The sequence below is a fragment of the Microscilla marina ATCC 23134 genome (assembly GCF_000169175.1).
In the GTDB taxonomy this organism is placed as follows: Bacteria; Bacteroidota; Bacteroidia; order Cytophagales; family Microscillaceae; genus Microscilla; species Microscilla marina.
Genome location: NZ_AAWS01000004.1, coordinates 272,239 through 291,936 on the forward strand (window position 1 = coordinate 272,239; position 19,698 = coordinate 291,936).

Annotated in this window: 13 protein-coding genes and 2 tRNA genes; 9 read left to right on the top strand and 6 right to left on the bottom strand. The window is 38.9% G+C overall.

Annotated elements, in window-relative coordinates; translation table 11 throughout:
* The first annotated feature begins 2 nt into the window (after positions 1 to 2).
* Positions 3 to 455 carry a hypothetical protein gene (locus tag M23134_RS05045; RefSeq protein ID WP_002694346.1) on the top strand — a complete coding sequence of 151 codons (453 nt, stop codon included), beginning with the start codon at positions 3 to 5 and terminating at the stop codon, positions 453 to 455.
* A 530-nt stretch (positions 456 to 985) separates the two neighbouring features.
* On the opposite strand, the gene M23134_RS05050 is transcribed toward M23134_RS05045, so the two are convergent.
* Together M23134_RS05050 and ltaE are read right to left on the bottom strand one after the other, a co-directional pair.
* On the bottom strand, positions 986 to 3,073 hold the full coding sequence (locus M23134_RS05050; RefSeq protein WP_002694348.1) for a vWA domain-containing protein: 2,088 nt from the start codon (positions 3,071 to 3,073) through the stop codon (positions 986 to 988).
* Positions 3,074 to 3,420: 347 nt separating this feature from the next.
* Positions 3,421 to 4,491, bottom strand: coding sequence for a low-specificity L-threonine aldolase (gene ltaE / locus M23134_RS05055; protein ID WP_002694349.1), 1,071 nt, complete (start codon positions 4,489 to 4,491; stop codon positions 3,421 to 3,423).
* Positions 4,492 to 5,122: 631 nt separating this feature from the next.
* Between ltaE and M23134_RS05060 the strand changes: the two genes are divergently transcribed.
* The 3 genes from M23134_RS05060 (at position 5,123) to M23134_RS05070 (ending at position 8,508) form a co-directional block, all read left to right on the top strand.
* Positions 5,123 to 7,603 (top strand): heavy metal translocating P-type ATPase, encoded by a 2,481-nt coding sequence (locus tag M23134_RS05060; RefSeq protein ID WP_002694351.1) that lies wholly within the window; start codon positions 5,123 to 5,125, stop codon positions 7,601 to 7,603.
* A gap of 12 nt (positions 7,604 to 7,615) precedes the next feature.
* The gene (gene ccoS / locus M23134_RS05065; RefSeq protein WP_002694352.1) at positions 7,616 to 7,789 is read left to right on the top strand and encodes a cbb3-type cytochrome oxidase assembly protein CcoS; all 174 of its coding nucleotides are present in this window, start codon (positions 7,616 to 7,618) and stop codon (positions 7,787 to 7,789) included.
* 119 nt (positions 7,790 to 7,908) lie between these two features.
* Entirely contained in the window at positions 7,909 to 8,508 is a 600-nt protein-coding gene (locus M23134_RS05070; RefSeq protein ID WP_002694353.1) for a hypothetical protein, read from the top strand.
* A gap of 61 nt (positions 8,509 to 8,569) precedes the next feature.
* Here the strand turns inward: M23134_RS05070 and M23134_RS05075 are convergent.
* The 3 genes from M23134_RS05075 to M23134_RS05085 all read right to left on the bottom strand — a co-directional run bounded on the left by M23134_RS05075 (position 8,570) and on the right by M23134_RS05085 (position 10,566).
* Positions 8,570 to 8,653: transfer RNA gene (locus M23134_RS05075), tRNA-Leu, on the bottom strand.
* 41 nt (positions 8,654 to 8,694) lie between these two features.
* A tRNA-Gly gene (locus M23134_RS05080) sits at positions 8,695 to 8,770 on the bottom strand.
* Positions 8,771 to 8,934: 164 nt separating this feature from the next.
* A complete protein-coding gene (locus M23134_RS05085; protein ID WP_157558344.1) occupies positions 8,935 to 10,566 on the bottom strand; it encodes a hypothetical protein in 1,632 nt (543 codons plus the stop codon).
* Positions 10,567 to 10,786: 220 nt separating this feature from the next.
* Here M23134_RS05085 and M23134_RS05090 point away from each other — a divergent pair, with 220 nt between their 5' ends.
* Positions 10,787 to 11,227: a GNAT family N-acetyltransferase gene (locus M23134_RS05090; RefSeq protein WP_002694356.1), complete on the top strand. Its 441-nt coding sequence runs from the start codon at positions 10,787 to 10,789 to the stop codon at positions 11,225 to 11,227.
* An 85-nt stretch (positions 11,228 to 11,312) separates the two neighbouring features.
* Positions 11,313 to 12,038: a hypothetical protein gene (locus M23134_RS05095; protein ID WP_002694357.1), complete on the top strand. Its 726-nt coding sequence runs from the start codon at positions 11,313 to 11,315 to the stop codon at positions 12,036 to 12,038.
* Between the two features lie 121 nt (positions 12,039 to 12,159).
* Here the strand turns inward: M23134_RS05095 and M23134_RS05100 are convergent, their stop codons facing one another.
* Positions 12,160 to 12,990 (bottom strand): ABC transporter permease, encoded by an 831-nt coding sequence (locus M23134_RS05100; protein ID WP_002694358.1) that lies wholly within the window; start codon positions 12,988 to 12,990, stop codon positions 12,160 to 12,162.
* Between the two features lie 1,057 nt (positions 12,991 to 14,047).
* Between M23134_RS05100 and M23134_RS05105 the strand changes: the two genes are divergently transcribed.
* The 3 genes from M23134_RS05105 (at position 14,048) to M23134_RS05115 (ending at position 19,660) form a co-directional block, all read left to right on the top strand.
* Positions 14,048 to 17,401 carry a SusC/RagA family TonB-linked outer membrane protein gene (locus M23134_RS05105; protein WP_045113020.1) on the top strand — a complete coding sequence of 1,118 codons (3,354 nt, stop codon included), beginning with the start codon at positions 14,048 to 14,050 and terminating at the stop codon, positions 17,399 to 17,401.
* An 83-nt stretch (positions 17,402 to 17,484) separates the two neighbouring features.
* Positions 17,485 to 18,849: a SusD/RagB family nutrient-binding outer membrane lipoprotein gene (locus M23134_RS05110; protein WP_075163991.1), complete on the top strand. Its 1,365-nt coding sequence runs from the start codon at positions 17,485 to 17,487 to the stop codon at positions 18,847 to 18,849.
* A 190-nt stretch (positions 18,850 to 19,039) separates the two neighbouring features.
* Positions 19,040 to 19,660 (top strand): hypothetical protein, encoded by a 621-nt coding sequence (locus tag M23134_RS05115; protein WP_002694362.1) that lies wholly within the window; start codon positions 19,040 to 19,042, stop codon positions 19,658 to 19,660.
* Positions 19,661 to 19,698 lie beyond the last annotated feature (38 nt).

Consider the following 19,698-nt stretch of genomic DNA (forward strand, 5'->3'; position numbering starts at 1 on the left):
CTATGAGGATAGCATTTGAGCTTATTTTTTATATCATTATCAATCTGGTGCCTGGTAAGGTAGACCACTTTCAGGCAGACTTTAAAAAAGATGATGAAAAGGTCATGCTTGAGTTTACCCGTGAGCCTAATAATCGTTGGAAGGTAGTAGGGCAGGTAAAAGGACAGAAGAGAAAAGAGGCACTTCACTTTTGGTTTGACAAAGACCTGTCAAAGTATCACCAAAAAACCGATAGAAATACAAAGGTGTACCCTTTTGCGGCACGCTATAACATCAAGCGTAATCGTAAAAAGTGGCGGAAAGCTTCTTTGATTACTTATACAGTGAAGTCTTCATCCACAAAATTCCTTAGTTTTAAAATAAATAAGCAGAGCAAGCGCCGTTACCATGTCGCACCGACAGGAAGTGATGAAGAAGTAAAAGACTTTCCTGAGTTTTGGGTGTATTGGGAATAAACGTGCTACCTGTCTTTAGACAAATGATTTGAAACCGTACACTAATTTTTCACTACCAATACTTGTGTAGAGTTTAATTTTATAAGCCCAAAAAGTGTTTGAAAAACAGCATCTTTCTTTCCGCCTTAGTTTACTGGCGTTAAGAAATTTGAAGAGTGAAGCCGTAAAAACAGATCACTGACCGAGGCACGAGGGAATGTTTGAGCTGTTTCGGCGGAATGAAGCAAATTTTAGCAACAGTAAACTACAGCGGTGGCTTTTTTTGGTTCGTTTTTTTAGCTAAAGAAAAAAATGAACGGATGCCTGAGGGCAAAGAATCAATAATTTAACCCAAAAGACTGCTGATTAATCGCTTTTTTTAACTGTATAAATTTATTTAAAAGGCAAAGAACTTTTGTTAAAAAAATGTGTACGGTTTTGAAGACAAATGATAAACAAAAGCCCTGACAAATTCACTTGTCAGGGCTTTTGTTGAATTGTTTACTTATCTATTCCTATTCAAAGCATATTTTAAAATTCTGGAGCCTATATTAATACCCTCCCTGATATTTACGGGTAACCCATTCTATAGTAGCAAGTGCCATCAATACAAAGAAAATCCATTTAAGGTGAATCATCTCTTGGATTTCTTCGGTGCTATGCAACACATTAGGTTTGCGGGTATCCAGCACTGCTTTTTTGAGTTCAGCAGTTTGGTTCATAGTAAAAAACCTGCCAGCAGTTTTTTTAGATAACTGTCTTAACAAGTTGTGGTCAGCTGTATTGTTTAGTGCCTCCAGTTGTAGACTTTTGATTGTAAACTCGCCGCCAGAAACTTCATTTTTATTTTTTATAGTAGCAGCAGCACTGTATTTATAAACCCCCTTACTCAATCCACTAATCTCAAAGCGTGAGCTACCCTCAGTGGGAGTAAACGAGTAAGTAGAAGTTTTGCCCTTTTCATTGGTCAAGGTAAGGTTTACCTTTACGTCATAAATACGCTCATATAACTTGTTATACATTTCGGTTTCAAATACCACCTTTTCAAAGTCATAAAATTCATTATTGATGGGGTACACCCGTAAACGTCGTTTATCTTCTTTAGTAGAAAGGTATTGTACTACTTTGCTTACAATTTCGTCTACAATTTCGTGTTTTTCATTCAAGGCATATTCTTCCTGACGCCATTCCCACAACCCTTCGCCTGCCATTACTGCCGATTTTACTCCGTTAAGCTCATTAATCACCAGTAAAGGCTTAGAGGTTTCTATACTTCCTACTCTTTGATGCAAAATTACTTGGGCACTATTGCTTACTCCATAACTACCAAAAGGTACCGATGCCGGAGGGAGTTTTTTGAATACTTTTACTTTTTCTCTCTCAAAATTAAACGTATTAAATTTATCATTAAAAATAGGGGTTACTTCGTCCATTTGACGCCCTCGTCGGTTGATGCGTAAACCTGCATTGAGGCTGTTAAAAGTGTTGAGGTCACTTTGGGAACCTAAAATATAAAAAATGGGTGTACCTTGTTTACGAAAACGAGCCAATAGATTTCTGCCATTGCGGTAAATATTAGGTACCTGGTGGGCTATTATCAAATCATATTTTTCGTTTTTAAGCTTAGTAATCCCCGGAATGTGCATATCAAAACTATAATTATCGTTTTTGGTAATCGCACTTTTGAGTGCCTTAATATCAGGATGCGGAGTAGGAGCAATCACCAAAATTTTTTCCTTGCCATCTATCACCTCAATATATACATCGCGGGCATTATTGGTCTTGGTAAACTCATTTTCGAGTGCGTCTACATATACCATATAGCGTTGCATTCCTTTATACTTGGCCTCAGTCAAAAACGTTACCTGTTGTAGCTCACCATCTTCTTTAAATGTGACCCTTTTCCTGCCTAAAACCTGTCCGTTTTGACTCAAATACACATTGACTGACCGCCCAGGGTAGCCTATATTTTCTACCTCTGCCACCACCGGAAACTTGTTGCCCAGATAAGCCACTTTGTTGGCAAGTACTGCTGCCAGTTTTATATCACGTTTTTGGGTGGTGTCACCCACTCCTACTGTATATACTGGAAAACTGTAGTCTTGAAAAACAGGTGAAATGCCTTGGTTGTAGATACCATCTGACACCAACACTACCTTATCAAGGTTGCGATTTTCATAATTGTTTTTGATGGTATTTAGAATGGCGCTTAGGTTAGAACTGGCAAAGTTGAGTGGAGTTTGGACAATGTTTTTGGCAATACTGGTAATGTCCAGGTTTTGAATATCAATATTTACATTGTCTTTTTTTAGGGCATCACCCAAGTTTTCAAGTTCTTTATAAAGGTTTCTTATTTTCACCGAGTCGTTGGTAGTAGCTATAGACTGAGAGTTATCTATGGCAAACACTACAGTAGGTTTTTCTATAGTATTGCTTACCTGCCGTAAGTAGGGGTTGAGTAGTAGCAGCAAGCATAAAATAGTGACCAGTACAAACCTGAGTGTACCCAGTATACGATTGGTGGTTTTCGACCAATTGGCTTTTTTAGAGTACAACAGCAGTGCATAAGCCAAACCAATGGCTACGCACACCAGAATAAGCCAGGGAGATGCCTGGGTGATCAGTTTAAGTTTTTCCATACAATATTTATGATCCAGCGTCCGTAGTCTTTACAAGTGGTGAGCCATTGGGTGTCCCTTGTTATGGGGTGGGGTATAGCCCTCATTGGCGGTTGGTTTTACCCTTTGCTGTTTAGGTGTATGTAGAGATTGGGGCAAAGGGTTTGAAATGACTATTATTTCGGACTCATTGAGCTAATATTTAGTGTCTTACAAAAACTCCAAGATAAAAAACAATCTTTATAAATTGTATAATGACTTCATTAAAATTACACTAAATACGCAAAAAGCCTTGTTAGCGGTTTGTTAAAATTTGAGTCAGGTATAACTTGTGTGCTTGCTTGACAAACCTATGGGCACAGAGATAGCTAACAACCCACCGTCAAAAAAGACTTCTTTATCAGTGATTGAATGGTTTCTACAGCCTTTTCGCAATCTTGTTGCGTTATATCCAGGTGAGTTACCAAACGAATACGTTGATCAGATACACATAAAAATAATATCCCTTGGTCTTTAGCTTTTTGTTCAAGTACTTGGGCATTCAAGCGTTTGTCGGTCAGGTCTGCCATGACTATATTGGTATGAGTACTGTCAATATTTACCTTAAGCCCTTTAATTTCGTTCAGTGATTTTGCCAAAAACTGAGCGTTTGTGTGGTCTTCTGACAGTCTTTCGCGGTGATGATGTACTGCATACAACCCACCTGCGGCAATAATGCCTGCTTGCCGCATAGCGCCCCCCATAATTCGACGGTAACGATAAGCCTTTTCAATCAACTCACTGTTTCCAGCAAGCAATGAACCCACTGGAGCCCCCAAACCCTTCGACAAGCATACCGATACAGTATCAAACCCTTGGGTAAGTGTGTGTAGTTCTGTGCCATAATAAATGGCGGCATTCCATAAGCGGGCACCATCCAGGTGTTTGGCTATTTTTAGCTCATCGGCAGTAGCCAGTACTTGGGCAATCTCACCTTGGTTCCAAACCAACCCACCACCTACATTGTGGGTGTTTTCTATAGAAACCAGCCTTGTGGGAGCAAAATGATAAGGAGCCTGGTTAGGTTTATAAGCTGCTTTTACATCCTGAGCAGTAAACCGACCGTCGCCTGTCAGAGGGGTAAGCTGTATGGAAGATATAAACCCTGCTGCCCCCGATTCAAACATCCAGTTATGGGCATGATTACCCACTATCATTCCGTCGCCGGGTTGGGTGAGCAACTTGATGGCTATTTGATTTGCCATGCTACCTGTGGGCACATACAGGGCTTTTTCTTTGCCCAGCAAATCAGCTACTTCTTCTTGTAGCGCGTTTACGGTGGGGTCTTCCTGGTACATATCGTCACCTACTTTGGCTTCGGCCATAAAGTGCCTCATGTCAGCCGTAGGTTGAGTCACAGTATCTGATCTTAAGTCTATTTTTTTTGTAGATTGGGTCATTTTGTAGTACTATTTTTAAATGTGTCTTTGGGTATAAAAAAGCAGGCTATATTACAATAGTCCATAGCATTTAGTCCGTAGTCCATAGCAGATTCGAGTAAATGTTTACCCTATGAATCATTGTAAACCAATGGCGTATATTAAATTTGTGTACTTGCTTTATTTTTCAAAGGGTTTCAGGTTTACGTCTAAACACGTAATTAAATAGTTTTTAAACTTATAGCCATTTGATAACCGAGCCTCTGGTGAGCTCACCGAAGGTAATCAGTAATCAACTTTGACTAAAATCACTGCGGAGTATTGATATTAACTGCTAGTACAAATATCAGCAAACTATCTGAATAGTACCTCAAAGCCTTTTTTAAAAACAATACTTGCTTTTGACTACGCTTTTTGTAAATCACTGAAAAAATCAAGGTGATATAAAAGTGTAGTTACTTGTGGAGCAGGGTGTAGCTTGCGACTTGTCGCTTAAAGCTTGCCCCTGCTGGGGCTTTTGACTAAACTTCAAACCTGACGAATATCATATTTTTTTTGCCTCTTATTGCCCACATTTGTAGCACTAAAGAAAGGACTTAATCATTAACACTAGTTGTTGGTTATTAATTACCAGCAACTTAAGACTAAATATATGCTCCAGGCAGAAACCCATACTACGCTCCAATGTTACCATTGTGGCGAAACTTGTGCCGATGATCACATTCATCTGAACGAGAAAGTGTTTTGTTGTGATGGTTGTAAAACTGTATTTGAAATCTTGGACGAAAACGGGTTATGTAATTATTACGACCTGGAACAATCGCCTGGAATTCAGCTGAAAGTGCGCAACTGGGGTACTCGTTACGATTTTCTCGATAATCTTGATATTGCCCACCAATTACTTGATTTTGCCGAAGGTAATACCCAAAAAATTACTTGGTTTGTTCCAGCTATTCATTGTAGCTCATGTATTTGGTTGCTTGAAAACCTCTACAAGCTTCAGCCAGGTATTCAATACTCAAGGGTAAACTTTGTGCGCAAAGAGGTCATGCTTACCTATGACTCCAGTCAGATTTCTTTACGTAAGCTTGCCGAACTACTTGCCACATTGGGTTATGCTCCAAAAATTCAATTAGACGACTTGAAACCTGACAGTGGTTCTCAAAAGAAAAAGTTGAGTGCAGAAGAGAAAAAGCTATATTTTAAAATCGGAATTACCGGGTTTGCCTTTGGCAATATTATGCTATTGAGTTTTCCTGAATACCTCGATTGGGTAGGAACCGATTATCAGAATTTTTTTGGTTATTTGAATATATTACTTGCCCTGCCAGTATTTTTTTATTGTAGTTCCGACTATCTCCTGTCAGCGTTTAAAGCCTTACGTGCCAAGACGATCAACTTGGATGTGCCCATTTCTATGGGAATTATTGTTTTATTTGGGCGTAGCTTATACGAAATCTTAACCCATACTGGTGCTGGTTTTATGGATTCGTTGGCGGGCTTAATCTTCTTTTTGCTTGTAGGCAAGTGGTTTCAAAGCAAAACTTACCAAAGTCTTTCGTTTGAACGCGATTATAAATCTTACTTTCCTTTGGCAGTACAATTAAAGCAACGCAAGGGACAAGGCAGTAAGCCTATGAGCAGTATTCCGGTAACTGACATCAAAAAAAACGATCATATCATTATCCGAAACCAAGAGCTTATTCCTGCGGATAGTATTTTGCTAAGTGAAGATGCTTTCATTGATTACAGTTTTGTTACTGGCGAGGCAGAGCCAATCCACAAAAGGCAAGGCGACTATTTATATGCTGGGGGGAGGCAAGTAGGTGCCAGTATCACACTTGAAGTACAAAAAGAAGTAGCCCAAAGTTATCTCACTCAATTGTGGAACAACGATGTGTTTAGCAAAGATGGTGGTACCCAAAAGCAATTTCAACAAAAGGTAGCACGTTTCAGTCAGTATTTTACCCTAGTAGTACTTGCTATAGCCTTTGGAGCAGCTTTATACTGGAACTTTACTAACCCTGCTAAAATCTGGAATACCTTTACGGCAGTATTAATTGTGGCGTGTCCCTGTGCCCTGGCGTTGTCTATGCCTTTTACATTGGGCAATACAATGCGTATTTTTGGGCGTAATCGCTTGTATCTAAAAAACGCTGAAGTAGTAGCCGATTTAGCCGGTATTAACCACTTGGTGTTTGACAAAACAGGGACTATTACTCACCCTAACGAAACTAAAATAAGCTTTGACGCCGTTCAAAACCAGGGTTTAAGTCCTGAACAAGCATTGTGTATTGCGTCATTAGTCAAACATTCTACACACCCTCTAAGCCAACGAATTTTTAAGCATTTAAACATTCAAAACCTGGCAGAAGCAGCTCAGTTTAACGAAATACCGGGCAAGGGCATTATGGGTATAGTAAAAGGGACTGAGGTAAAAGTAGGTAGTGAACAATGGATCAAAGGTGAGGATTTTGTACCTCAAAATGTTGCCCAATTGCAAACCAAAGTTTTTGTAAAGTTGGGCGATGAAGTATTAGGAGGTTTTGTGATGCAACACGAGTATCGGCAAGGCTTAGGCAAGCTTATCCAGGGAATGCAAAGCCATTATGGTACTTCGCTCATTTCTGGTGATAACGATGCAGAAGCTGAGCGTTTAAAATCACTTTTTGGGCAACAAAGTATCTTGAAGTTTCAACAAAAGCCTGCTGATAAACTAGCCTTTATCAATGATTTACAGCAAGAAGGCAAACAAGTAATGATGATGGGTGATGGTTTGAATGATGCTGGAGCTTTGCAACAAAGTCATGTAGGCATTGCCGTTTCAGAAGATACTTCGTCATTTTCGCCAGCGTGTGATGCTATTTTAGATGCTAGGGTATTCGATAAATTGCCTAGATTTCTAAAGTTCTCAAAAACCAGCCTTAAGGTAGTGAAAATGAGTTTTGTGCTTTCATTGCTTTACAACCTGATAGGCGTTGCTTTTGCCGTAAGTGGTAACTTGTCGCCTGTAGTGGCGGCCATTCTGATGCCCTTGAGTTCTATCACTGTGGTAAGTTTTGTAATCGTAACGACTAATGCTTTGGCTAAGTACCAAGGCTTGGTCATAGGAGATACCCTGTCAAAAAACTAAAAAGAAAGAAATATGTCTGTCATTGTTATTTTAATTATAGCGAGTATACTAGTGGCCATCGGTTTTTTAACCGCCTTTATATGGTCAGTAAAAAGTGGTCAATACGACGATACCTATTCACCTAGCGTGCGTATTTTATTTGATGACACCACTCCAAAAAAAGATTTGGCTAAAAAGTCGAAGTAAAGACTTGTAAGGAAAAACAATCAAGTTTTTCCTTTTTTTATGCCACTTTGTCTATTTATTCAATCTTTGACACTGGGCTGATCGTTGATTATCATACAACAAAATACAATCTTCGAATTATGAAAGTCAACACTATTGTTACAGTTATTCTTTCCCTCTGGAGCTTATCTACTCAAGCACAAACCTGTTACCTCCCCAATACCCAAATTACCCATTGGGACATTAATCAAAATACCTTGCCTCGCTATGTAGTTGCTTCTATAAAGGCAATGGGTGAAACCTCTCCTGATGGGTTTATCCTAATGTTGGGTACTACTAGCCAAGGCGTGTATACTATAGAAGGAGGGAGCCCTTCGGATGCAGTAGCTGGAGAGCAATCATCTGCCGCATTGGTATTTACACCTTATACAGGGCAGCGCAAAATGTATGAATTGTACAAAAATCAAGATTTGAGCAAGTTAGAAGAAAAAAAACTGCTGCGTTTGCTCTGGAAATATGATCGGGATAAGACTTACCCACTGAAAGCTCTAAAAAGAATTGATTATCAAATTAACCCCAAAAGCCAGACAACCAAGCAAACCCTTGCCAACACTGTCAAATGGACAATGAAAATAGTACATCCAAAAACCAACACCACCTTGTTTTGGCATCTCAGTGTAAAATCAAATATGTCTCATTGTTTTTATCAGTGGAAGTTTTTTAGAAAAAAAGGGATGTAAAAAAGGGGAGTATACAAACAGAAAAGCTTCTCACAATCTATACGATTGGAGAAGCTTCTTGTACCAGGGGCGGGACTTGAACCCGCACGACCCAAGGGTCACAAGATTTTAAGTCTTGCGTGTCTACCAATTCCACCACCCCGGCAGGTAGAAAAAATTTTACCCCAAGTATGTTGGGGTAAAATGTGGAGCGAAAGACGAGATTCGAACTCGCGACCCTCACCTTGGCAAGGTGATGCTCTACCAGCTGAGCTACTTTCGCTTAATAAAGTATGTCTCTTTGTTTTTGTGTGCACAAAGGTACAAGAGAAATTTGAATTTGCAAACACTCCCTGAAAAAAACTTGATATTTTTTTACGTTTTTTTTGAAAAAGTGCGTTAACGGCGCGTCTAGGTAGTTTTTATTTTTGGGTTTTTGTGAAAAAATTATTCTCGTTTGTTCAAACTACTTTCATTTTTCATCTTTCCTTTTTTTTTCCGTTTTTGTTTTTTAAGCTTTTTCAAATCTTTCTTGGTAAGTTTGTTATGGTTGTAGCGCAATTTATTGATAAAAGCCACCTCTTTTCTGATACCTATGCCAGCGGCTTTGCGATCAAATACAACTTGTTCGCCCCAAAGCAAAAAAACATCCCCATACCAATGGATAAAGTGCTGGTTGGTAGCAGAGTAAATTTGATCATCAGGATTAGGGTTTACCACTTCATCCTCTGTTTCTTTTTTGATTGTTTTGTTCTTGTATACCAACTTAGACCAAAGAACAGGAACTGAGCTTTCGCGGTACTGCCTCATGTATGCCAGTATTACTGAGTCACCTTTGAACCCCACCCTTACTTGTGGCTTAAGGTTTAGGGTAGTTATACTGGGTTTAATTTTGATGGTGTTGTCCCAAAGCCTTTTGCCATTGTAATTAATAGCACTAATAGAGGCTGAGGTAAACTGAAACTGTCCTTGGGTAATTACCCTTGGTAGGGCACTAGGTCGCCGTATACTGGAAGACACCACCCGATTATGATACCAATAGCGTTCTGCTATTACTAATAAGTTGTCTTTGTTTTCAACTTCTACAATATTGCCCAAAAGCATTTTAGACCTTAAGGTGTACTCTTTGCCTTGAGCTTCTTTTTTTAAAGCCCTACGGCGGATACGCTTAATTTTTTTTTCCGAATAAAAGTTGAGAAAATTTCTGAAGTCAAGAAATTTATGTAGACGAAGCCGTGACTGACGACCGCTTTTGATAAGCATGGTGGCCAAACCTTGTGGGTAAGGTTGACATTTAATACTATAGGTGCCTAACAATAGACTCTTAGTGGCACTAAGGGGGTATACATGTGCCGAATGCATGGTATATTTTCGGGGCAACAACACTGTTTTGCCTGGTTGCAAGCCTACAATGTTAGAAATGGTATGTACTTGTGTATTACAATTTCTGGTATTTCGCATCAGGTAAAAGCCCGAATTGATAGCAGGGTGGCTGTATACATCCAGACTATTGTAAGTTTTGCTGTAGGTAGCGGGCACTATTTTGGTGGTGCCATCTAACATATTGAACCTAAGTGCTGCTATGTCTGAGTTAAAAGTTCCCGTAAAAAAAGCATAATTACCTGCGACTCTTACTTTTTTCAACTGCACTTTTAAAGGCAGTATCCCATCAAATACCTCTATTGCCCCATCTTTGATGTTTAATTTTACGATTTTAAATTGCTTTTTTTCTTCCCTGGTCATCAAAAAATAAACAAACTTGTATTGGTCGTAGTAAGTATGGGTGGGGGAAAAAAACTTATCAAATTTTTGTCCTTTTTTCCACACTTCACGCATTGTCGTATCCATACGGATGAGTTCCCAACTCGTTTGCTTATCACTCCAATTTTCGCGAATTGCCAAAAACAAGACTCCTTTTTTTTTGAGTGAAGTTACCATAAAGTCTTCACTGATCCGCTTTTGTGTTACAGGCATTTCAAAGCGCTCTTGTGGCGTAAATTGCGCTTGCACATTGATTGTAAGCAACAAACAAAATACGAAGCAAAGCGTCCATTTTATGTAATGAAATATATTTGTCAAGATTCGTGATTTTTAAAGTGTTGTAGATTGAGTTTTTATAATTTTGCCCTTTTGCTTATTAAAGAAGTGTATTTGGTGAGTTTGCCCCTATCAAACAGGGAGTATTTTATACAAAATAATAAAAAAAAGTGTGGGTGTGTAGAATATGTTGCTTTTTTGTAGTTAAAATCGATGATTTTTATCAAATAAGTGAATTATCACTTTTTACCCCAGATTAAATATGATGAAAGTAAAATTGATTGTGACTGATGAACAGCGCAAGATAGCTTTTAATATTAGAAACGAAGTTTTTGTAGAGGAACAGCAGGTGCCTAGAGAAGATGAGTTTGATGAGTTTGAAAATGAATCTCGCCACTTTTTGGCAACTATTCACCAGCAGCCTTGTGGAGCTGCTCGTTGGCGTTATACCCCAAAAGGAATCAAACTAGAACGCTTTGCCGTATTGTCTTCTTTTCGTCGTCAGGGAGTAGCTTCTGCATTGTTGCAGGCAGTGATAGATGATGTACAAGCACAACCCAACACTGAAGGTAGACTGATGTATATGCATGCACAAACAACTGCCCTCCCTTTGTACAAAAAATTTGGATTTAAAGTTCAAGGTGATTTATTTGTAGAATGTGACATTGAACATTACCTGATGACCAAAGTGGTCAAGGCATAAATCGTGGTAGGTTAGGCAAGAAATTACTTGCTTAGCCGTTTTAAAAACTATTACTACCAAAACAACATTTATAAAGAGTTCTAGTATGGGGCGTATTTATCCATTATTGTTAGGCCTAAGCCTACTCTTAGGTATGTCATCGTTGTATGGGCAGTCAAACACACCCACAAAAAATAAACCTAACGAAGAAGGTGCAGCGCAGGTGTGGAATCGCTCCACAACTATTGACAAGGTTGATTCAACTATTCAAGTAAAAAGAGCGAGAGTTACCCAAGCCCATAAGAACCCTTTAAAACGCAAACTTAATAAGCAGCAGCGCAAAAAAAAGTATGTGGCTAAAGCGCCTCGTTCAAAAAAGTTGTTTAAGAAAAGAAGTCGTAAGTTTCGACCTTTGGGAAAAAGACTGCGAAGTGGCAAAGCCTACGAGTGGCCACCTTGGCTTATAGATTTAAATATTTTTACTACACTATTGTTTATAGGGATATTTTTTGGTTTAGTAGCTTTGACTTACCTATTGCTTCGCCCCGATGTGTTAATTTCATTGTATCAAATGCTGCTATTGGCTTCAGCTTTTGCCGGAATGTTGTTTTGGTATGTGATTTTGGGTACAGAGCAAGGATTTGATATAGCTATTTGGAAAATTTTCTTTAAACATGGGTGGTTAAGCTTTCCTCTTATTTTTGGGATCTACTTTGGCTTCCGCCTATTGTTTAATGCCCCCATGATGATTCCTTTTTTACAGTTACTACTCATAGGCTTTTTGATTGGGTTGGTGTTCCTGTTGCTTTACTTCATCATTGATTATTATTAAACATTGCCTATCTTTTTTATTAACCTGGGTGGTGATATACCTGTTGCCAAATATTTATTAAAGAAATGACTTTTTATACCCCCAGCCTAACAGCCTATCTGCCACGGGCTTTTTGGGTGCATCAAACAATATCAGCCAACAACCGTTCTGTTTTGCGAAAGTACCATCCGCTCAATATAAATATACCTACAGCTACTCCCAACGACATACCTATATAAGGCGATAGTTTGCCACCAACGATCATCCAACGAAACCCTTCTGTGATGCCTGCCATTGGATTGCTATAATATAAAAGGTGGTACTGTGCAGGAATAAGTGTAGGAGGGTAGGCGATAGGCGTAAGGTAAAACCCCACTTGTAAACCAAACCTTGAGATGGGTTGAAAGTCACGAAACCTTACCGATAAAGCACTTAACCCAATAGCACACCCTAAAGATGCCACTAACAGAGCAATAAGCCAAAGCGGAAAATATACCAGATTTTTGTGAGGCGTATATGCATAACACAGCATTACTCCAGCCATTAATAATACATTGACCAGGAGATCTACTGCAGCTACCAAGGCTTTTGATAAAGGGAGAATAATACGGGGAAAGTAAATCTTTGTAACCAAACTATGGGCATTTAAAATAGCTACACCTCCTTGATTGACTACTACAGAGAAATAATGCCATGCATATAGACCAGAGAAAGCAAATATGGGGTAAGGAACCCCTTGTGTATCTATTTTGATCGCTATGTTAAACACCAAAGTGAATATAAGTAGTGTTACCAATGGCTGAATAAAAACCCATAGCAACCCCAACGAGGTTTGAGCATAGCGTACCTTCAGGTCTCTAAAGGTAAGTGTACGCAATAAACTGCGATAATGCCAGACTTCTTCGCAATAAACCTGCCATGATGGAACTTGGTTTTTGATGACTTTTTTAGGAGGTAAGGGGGTGTTTTTCATTGAAAAGTAATGACACTATAAGTAAATTAGTAAAGCTCAATAGCAGAAATTTTGTTTCAAAATCAAATAAGTTCCTTATTTTATGCTATTTTTGCTTACCTTAGTTTTTGAAAACAATACAGGTGCATTATTCAATCATATTTTAAATGCAAGCAGTACCATGTTTTGTTAAAATAGAAGTTTTTTTGTGTTAAAAAACAGTTTTTGACAACAACAAAAGACTTTTTTTTATATGTTTCGAAAAAAATCCCTTAGAGATAAGGGTGGTTAATTGTAATCTTGTCTAATAACTAGTATAATACATTGATTAATTTTTGTGCAAAAAAGCTTATTTTTGTATTATCAAATAAATAATTATATCAAATTTTAAACCCAATATATATGATAAAAAACTACTCACTTCTTTTTTTTGTAGAAAATAAATTTCCTCATTCAACAAAAAAATAAACCCAACTCATTAGAGATTATATAAAATAAAGCAACTTTTTGGAACTCCTATTTTTTAAATTAAAAGGTAGGCAGACATTCTCCTCTTGAAGGCGAGAACTTTTGAGTTCGCCTATAGGGTGAGATGTAGCAACAGGAGAGGTTTATTACTCCTGAACGACGCGTTACTTTGCTGAAAATACTTGTTTTATATCTAATCATCTATTTTGCTCAATATCTCTTGTTGATTACTTACGTGCAATCCATTTTATACAAATGGTAACACGAAGTAAAAGAAGGACAGGTGCGTCATTTTTTCTAAATGTAAGAAATTAAAAGACTTGATAGGTTAAACAAGTCAGCATGTTACTGCTTCTAGCCACAGATTTGTATAAATCTAGGTGCTATGAAAGCTGTAGTTGCCTGAGGAACAAGCGAAAGCTTGCTTTTGTCAAGGTGATGTGCTGTTTAATCAATCATTTTTATAATTCTGATTATAAAATCTTATCCAAACAATCAGCTTGTATGGTTAAGTAGTGGATGAAAAATAATACCTGGTAATAATTTATTGCTGAGCATCATTCTAGTTCACTCAAAGTGTATTATGGTAAAACAAATTAAGTAATTACTTATGAAAAGTAAATTTTTACTCACTCTACTTTTCTTGGTGGGATTAACAACTTACGCCTTTTCACAGATTACTGTTTCAGGAACTGTAACAGATAATAATGGAGATGGATTACCAGGTGTAAATGTGATCGAAAAGGGTACCTCAAACGGTGCTGCCACTGACGTAAACGGTAAGTTTACGCTTTCAGCTTCTAAAGGAGCTACACTTATTTTCTCTTTTGTGGGTTACCAAAACAGAGAAATAAAGTTAATATCAGGACAGACTGACTTAGGGACTGTTAAATTGGCTGAGGAAGGTTCATTGAACGAAGTAGTAGTTACTGCACTTGGTTTAGAACAAAATAAAGACCAAACAGGTACTTCTGTGAGCCAGGTAGCTACTAAAGACCTGATCAGCTCTGGTGAGCCTCAACTGTTGAACCAATTGGCTGGTAAAGCTGCTGGTGTACAAATTATTTCAAACAGTGGTAGTGACCCTGGAGCTGGTGCTACTATCAGAATTCGTGGGGCTAACTCTATCAGTGGTTCAAATCAACCTTTGATCGTAATTGATGGTATTCCAATGTACAATAACACCGACCAGGCAGGTTCTGGTGCTGGTGGTACTGCAGGGGTTGCTCAGCAAAGTCGTTTGAACGATATCAACCCTAATGACATTGCTTCTATGGAAGTATTGAAAGGTGCTGCTGCTGCTGCCTTGTATGGTGCACGTGCATTGAACGGGGTTGTGTTGATTACTACTAAAAGTGGTAAAGCAAGTAAAAAAGGGTTTACTGTTGTACTTAACTCTAGCATTGCTATTGACCGACTAAACCGTAAGGTGCCTCTTCAAACCTCTTATGGTCAAGGAGTTGGTGGTCGTTTTCAGGAAACAGGTACTTTTGGAACAGCGGGTAGTTGGGGAGATAGAATTGCAGCTCGTCCAGGTGGGGCTAATACTTTTATTACTGATCCTAACGATCCTAATTATGCGGGTCGCTTTGAAGCAAACGATGGCAAAACTTATTACAGAATCCCTAGTGGTACTGCTACTGAACCTTGGGGAGGTAAAAGAAGCCGTGAAACATTTGATGTTTATGAGAACTTGTTTCAAACAGGTATCACATTAAACAATGATATTAGTGTAAGTAGTGCCAACGAAAAAGGAAATCTCTACATAAGTTTTTCTGATACTCGTCAAGAAGGCATTATCAAAGGGAATAGTAGCTACCGTAGAACAACGGGACGTTTGAACAGTACGCGCTATTTAGGTAAATATTTTACAATTGCTGCTAAAGCCAATTACTCTCACATTGAGTCAAGTCGGGTTCAGCGTGGTTCTAACGTTTCTGGAATCTTGTTAGGAGGTTTAAGAACTCCTGCTGATTTTGATATGAGAGGTTACTCTGGAACCTACTATGACGTAAATAATACGCCTTACCCAAATTTACAACGTGCGTATCGTAACCCAGTAGGAAGTAGAAACTTCAACAGCACACCAAACTCTGTATACGATAACCCTCTTTGGATTGTAAATAACATCTTGGGTGACAACGCAGTAGACCGTTTTATTGGTTCGTTAGAATTTGGCGCAGATCCTTTGCCTTGGTTAAACCTGACCTGGCGTATAGGAATGGACCATTACTCTGATATTCGTGGAGACTTTTTCCCATTTATTTCTGCTCAAGCTTCTGGGGGGTCTTATGCTTTGAACAACATACGCAACACGCAGTTTAACTCTGATTTGATTGCCAGGTCAAGTTTTAAAATCAATGATAATATTTCGTCTACAATTCTTGTAGGTATAGGAGCAAACGAGCGTAAGTTTTCTCAAAACAGCTCTACTGCCACCAACTTTGTAAATACATTGGCTCCTCCTATCTTGGCTAACAGTAGTGCTAGTGGACGTACGCCAATATCTACGTTTAGTGTGGTGCGTAATGTGGGTTACTACTATCAGGCAAGCTTTTCGTTCTATGACTTGGTATTCTTGAATACAAGTGGACGTTATGAAGATTTCTCTACTATGAGCGAAGGTTTCTTCTACCCAAGTGTAGACGTGGCTTTCCAATTTAGCAAGCTATTGCCTAAAAACGACATCTTTACCTTTGGTAAGATTCGTGCCGCCTGGGGGCAAGTAGGACGTGCGGCTGGTGCTTATACCGACCGCGCCGTGTTTATTGATAATATAGCCGTGGGTGATGCCGGATGGGGAAGTTTTCTTGACCCAGCTGTTTATGGTGGTGGTTCTCGACAAGGTAATACTGCTCCTGCTATACTTAAACCTGAGATCAAAACAGAGATAGAGTTTGGGTTGGATGCACGTTTCTTAAAGAATCGGGTAAGTGCTGGTGTAACTTATTATATGAACAACACGGTTGATGTTATTCAAGCAATCAACTTATCACCTACTACTGGTTTCTTATTTAGAAATGCCAATGCGGCTGAAATAGAGAACAGAGGTTTAGAACTTGAGGTAAGTGGTGATATCATCAAAACTAAAGATTGGTCGTGGTCTGTAAATGCGAATTACTCACGAAACATTAACAATGTGAAAAGTTTGCAGGGAACCAACCGCATTTTCTTAGCTGGTTTTACCAGTACTTCATCGAATGCTATTGTTGGACAACAGTTAGGAACTCTTTTTGGAGCTGTTTGGGATAAAAATGACGATGGATCATTAATATTAGATGGTGATGGTTTCCCAACACTTGCTACCGAGTCAAGTGTTATAGGGGATCCTAATGCGCAATTCCGTGTTGGGTTTGGAACTAGCGTAAGCTACAAAAACTTTACTTTACGCGCGTTTTTTGATCACAGTGCAGGTGGAGATATTTGGAATGGAACCAGAGGTGCTTTGAATGTATTTGGTCGTCCTGAAGCTACTGCTACTACCGTTACTTTGACTGCTGCTGAAGCGGCTAGTTTGAAAACTTATTCGGGTTCTACAGTAGACCAGTTGATTGCAAATGGAGATTACCCCTCTGCTAACCGTAATGCAGATGGTTCGGTTACTTTCCGTGGTTCAAGAGCTGATTTTGGTGCGGGAACCGTTTTACTGGATGAGTCATGGTATACAACCCTTGGTGGTGGTTTTGGTGGTGCAGATGAGCAGTTTATAGAAGACGCTACCTGGACTCGTTTAAGAGAGCTTTCTCTTTCTTATAACCTCAATAGCGAAGGGTTCCGTACGTTTACAGGCTTGCAAAGCGTTCAGTTTACAGTAACTGGTCGTAACTTGTTCTTGTGGACTGACTACACTGGTATTGATCCTGATACTAACCTTTCAGGATCGGCGGTAAATGGACTAGGTTTAGATTACTTTAATAACCCTGCTACTCGTTCTTTCTTATTTTCTATCAAAATCACTTATTAATTCATACAGAGTATGAGGGAGGCGAAGGTTACTTTACCTCTTTCTGCTCAATGGTTGAATTAACGATAACTTAATATTGAATTATGAAAATATTCAAATATATATTTCTTTCATTATTCGTAGTTTCTTCACTTACAAGTTGCAACAACTGGATAAATACGGATGATGCGTTGGTAAGCCCTAATGCAGCAACAGATGCACCAGCATCTGCTATTTTGACGCATGTTCAAACTGCCACTATTTCTGTGCAAGAGGGTGATGATGCCCGTTACGCCAATATGTTTACCCAACATTTTCGTGGTCTTGATCGCCAGCATAGAACTTATGATGGGTATGGCCTGACTAACCAAAACTTTCAGTGGGGCATAGAGTACCAGGAAATTATTCACCAGGCAAACATTGTGATTGAGAAGGCAAACCTGGCTGGTGATAAAGTGTTGGCTGGTATTGCAAAAATAATGAAGGCGTGGACTTTCGGTACCCTCACTTCTTTGTATGGAGATATTCCATTTACAGAAGCGGATGACTTAGAAAAGTTTCCAAACCCTAAGTATGACGATCAGGTAACTGTAGTGTATCCTGGGGTAATTGCTCTTTTGAACGAAGGAATCGCTGATTTGGGTGCTGGTGGAGCTACTGCTGGTGATATATTCTATAATACTGCAGCAACTCAAGCAGCCAACTGGATTGCGGCAGCCAATACCTTAAAAGCACGTTTCCAATTGCATTTGGCTACGTCTAATAATGACTATGCTTCTGTGATTACTTCTGCCTCTAGTGGTATTTCGGCAGTGGCTAACAACTTGATGGCTCCTCATGCGGGAACTACGTTAAAAGATGCCAACCTATATTGGGACTTTTTAACCAACCAAAGAGCTGGTGACTATGGAGCGACTGGTTCATTTTTAGAAGCTTTGATTAAAACAGGTGGAGCAAAAAACAACACCAAGACCAATGAGTCTGCCCGTTACGCTGATGTTTTTTCTAATAGTAATGATATAAACACTACTACTAGTACAATATTTGGCGCCAGTGCTTCATTCCCGTTGGTTACTTACGAAGAAAACCAATTGATTTTGGCAGAAGCCAATGCTCGTCAGGGCAATGATGCCGCAGCTCTTACTGCACTGAACAATGTACGTGCTGCTTTGGCGGCTAAATATACCACTGGTACTTATACTGCCTATATTGCTACTGATATTGAGGTGGCTACTAACGCTGCGTTGTTGAGTGAAATCATCAGAGAGCGTTACTGTACTTTAGTAGGACAGATTGAGGTGTTTAACGACGTGCGTCGTACTAACAATGCCATTGGTCTTACTCCCACTACCGGAACTACATTGCCTGGTCGTTTTATCTACCCAATTGTAGAGGACCAGTCAAATAGTAGTACCCCTACAGGTCTTGGACTTTTTGAGAAAGTAAAAGCATTTGGTGGTACTAAATAATTAATAAAGTTATTAACTTTAATAAATCACCTTATTCAATTTGTAATAAGGTGATTTTTTTTTGTTCAGTAATAAATATTGATATAATGAAAAAAAATTACATAAGCCTAATCCTATTACTATGCAGCGTTGGGGCTGTGCAAGCTCAGCGGGTAGGTGACCTTACTCAAGGAACATTGACGAGCTGACAATGTTTGATAACCGAGTGAAACAACTGTATGGTACTTATTATTTTCAAAAGGAGTGGAGCAAGGGCAAACTAGCCGTAATACACGAAGGTAAAGTCAAAGCTTTCAATGATTACCCAATAAGGTATGATTTAGGGAACCAACACGTAGAAATGAAAGTAAGAAATGGATTGGTGCCTAACGATAAGCAGCAAATTATAAAGATAATAGGGGAGCAATACCTGAAAAAGTTTGAGTTTATCCATAAAGAAACAAAGAAACCTTTGTACTTTGAGCGATGCGCTGATTATAAAACTGAAAAACCTTTGACTGGTTTTTTTGAAGTGCTATATAAGGGTAAAAAAGCATCATTGTTGAAATATACCACTACCTATGTGCAAAAAGGCAATGAAATGAAGACGTTGGGAATAGGTTCGCGTAATGAACGTATACAGCGCAAAGTAAGGTATTATTTGAGTAAAGGAGGTACTACGTTTAAAATCAAGCGAAGGAAAAAAGCCATACTTAAGGCATTGACAGATAAGCAAACTGAAGTAAAAGCTTATGCAAAAAAAAATAAGCTTTATTTTGCCAAAGTTGATGACTTGGTAAAAATCATTGCCTACTATGATTCGCTACAGTAGGATCATTTTTTAACAAGGTATTTTATGTGACATTTTTG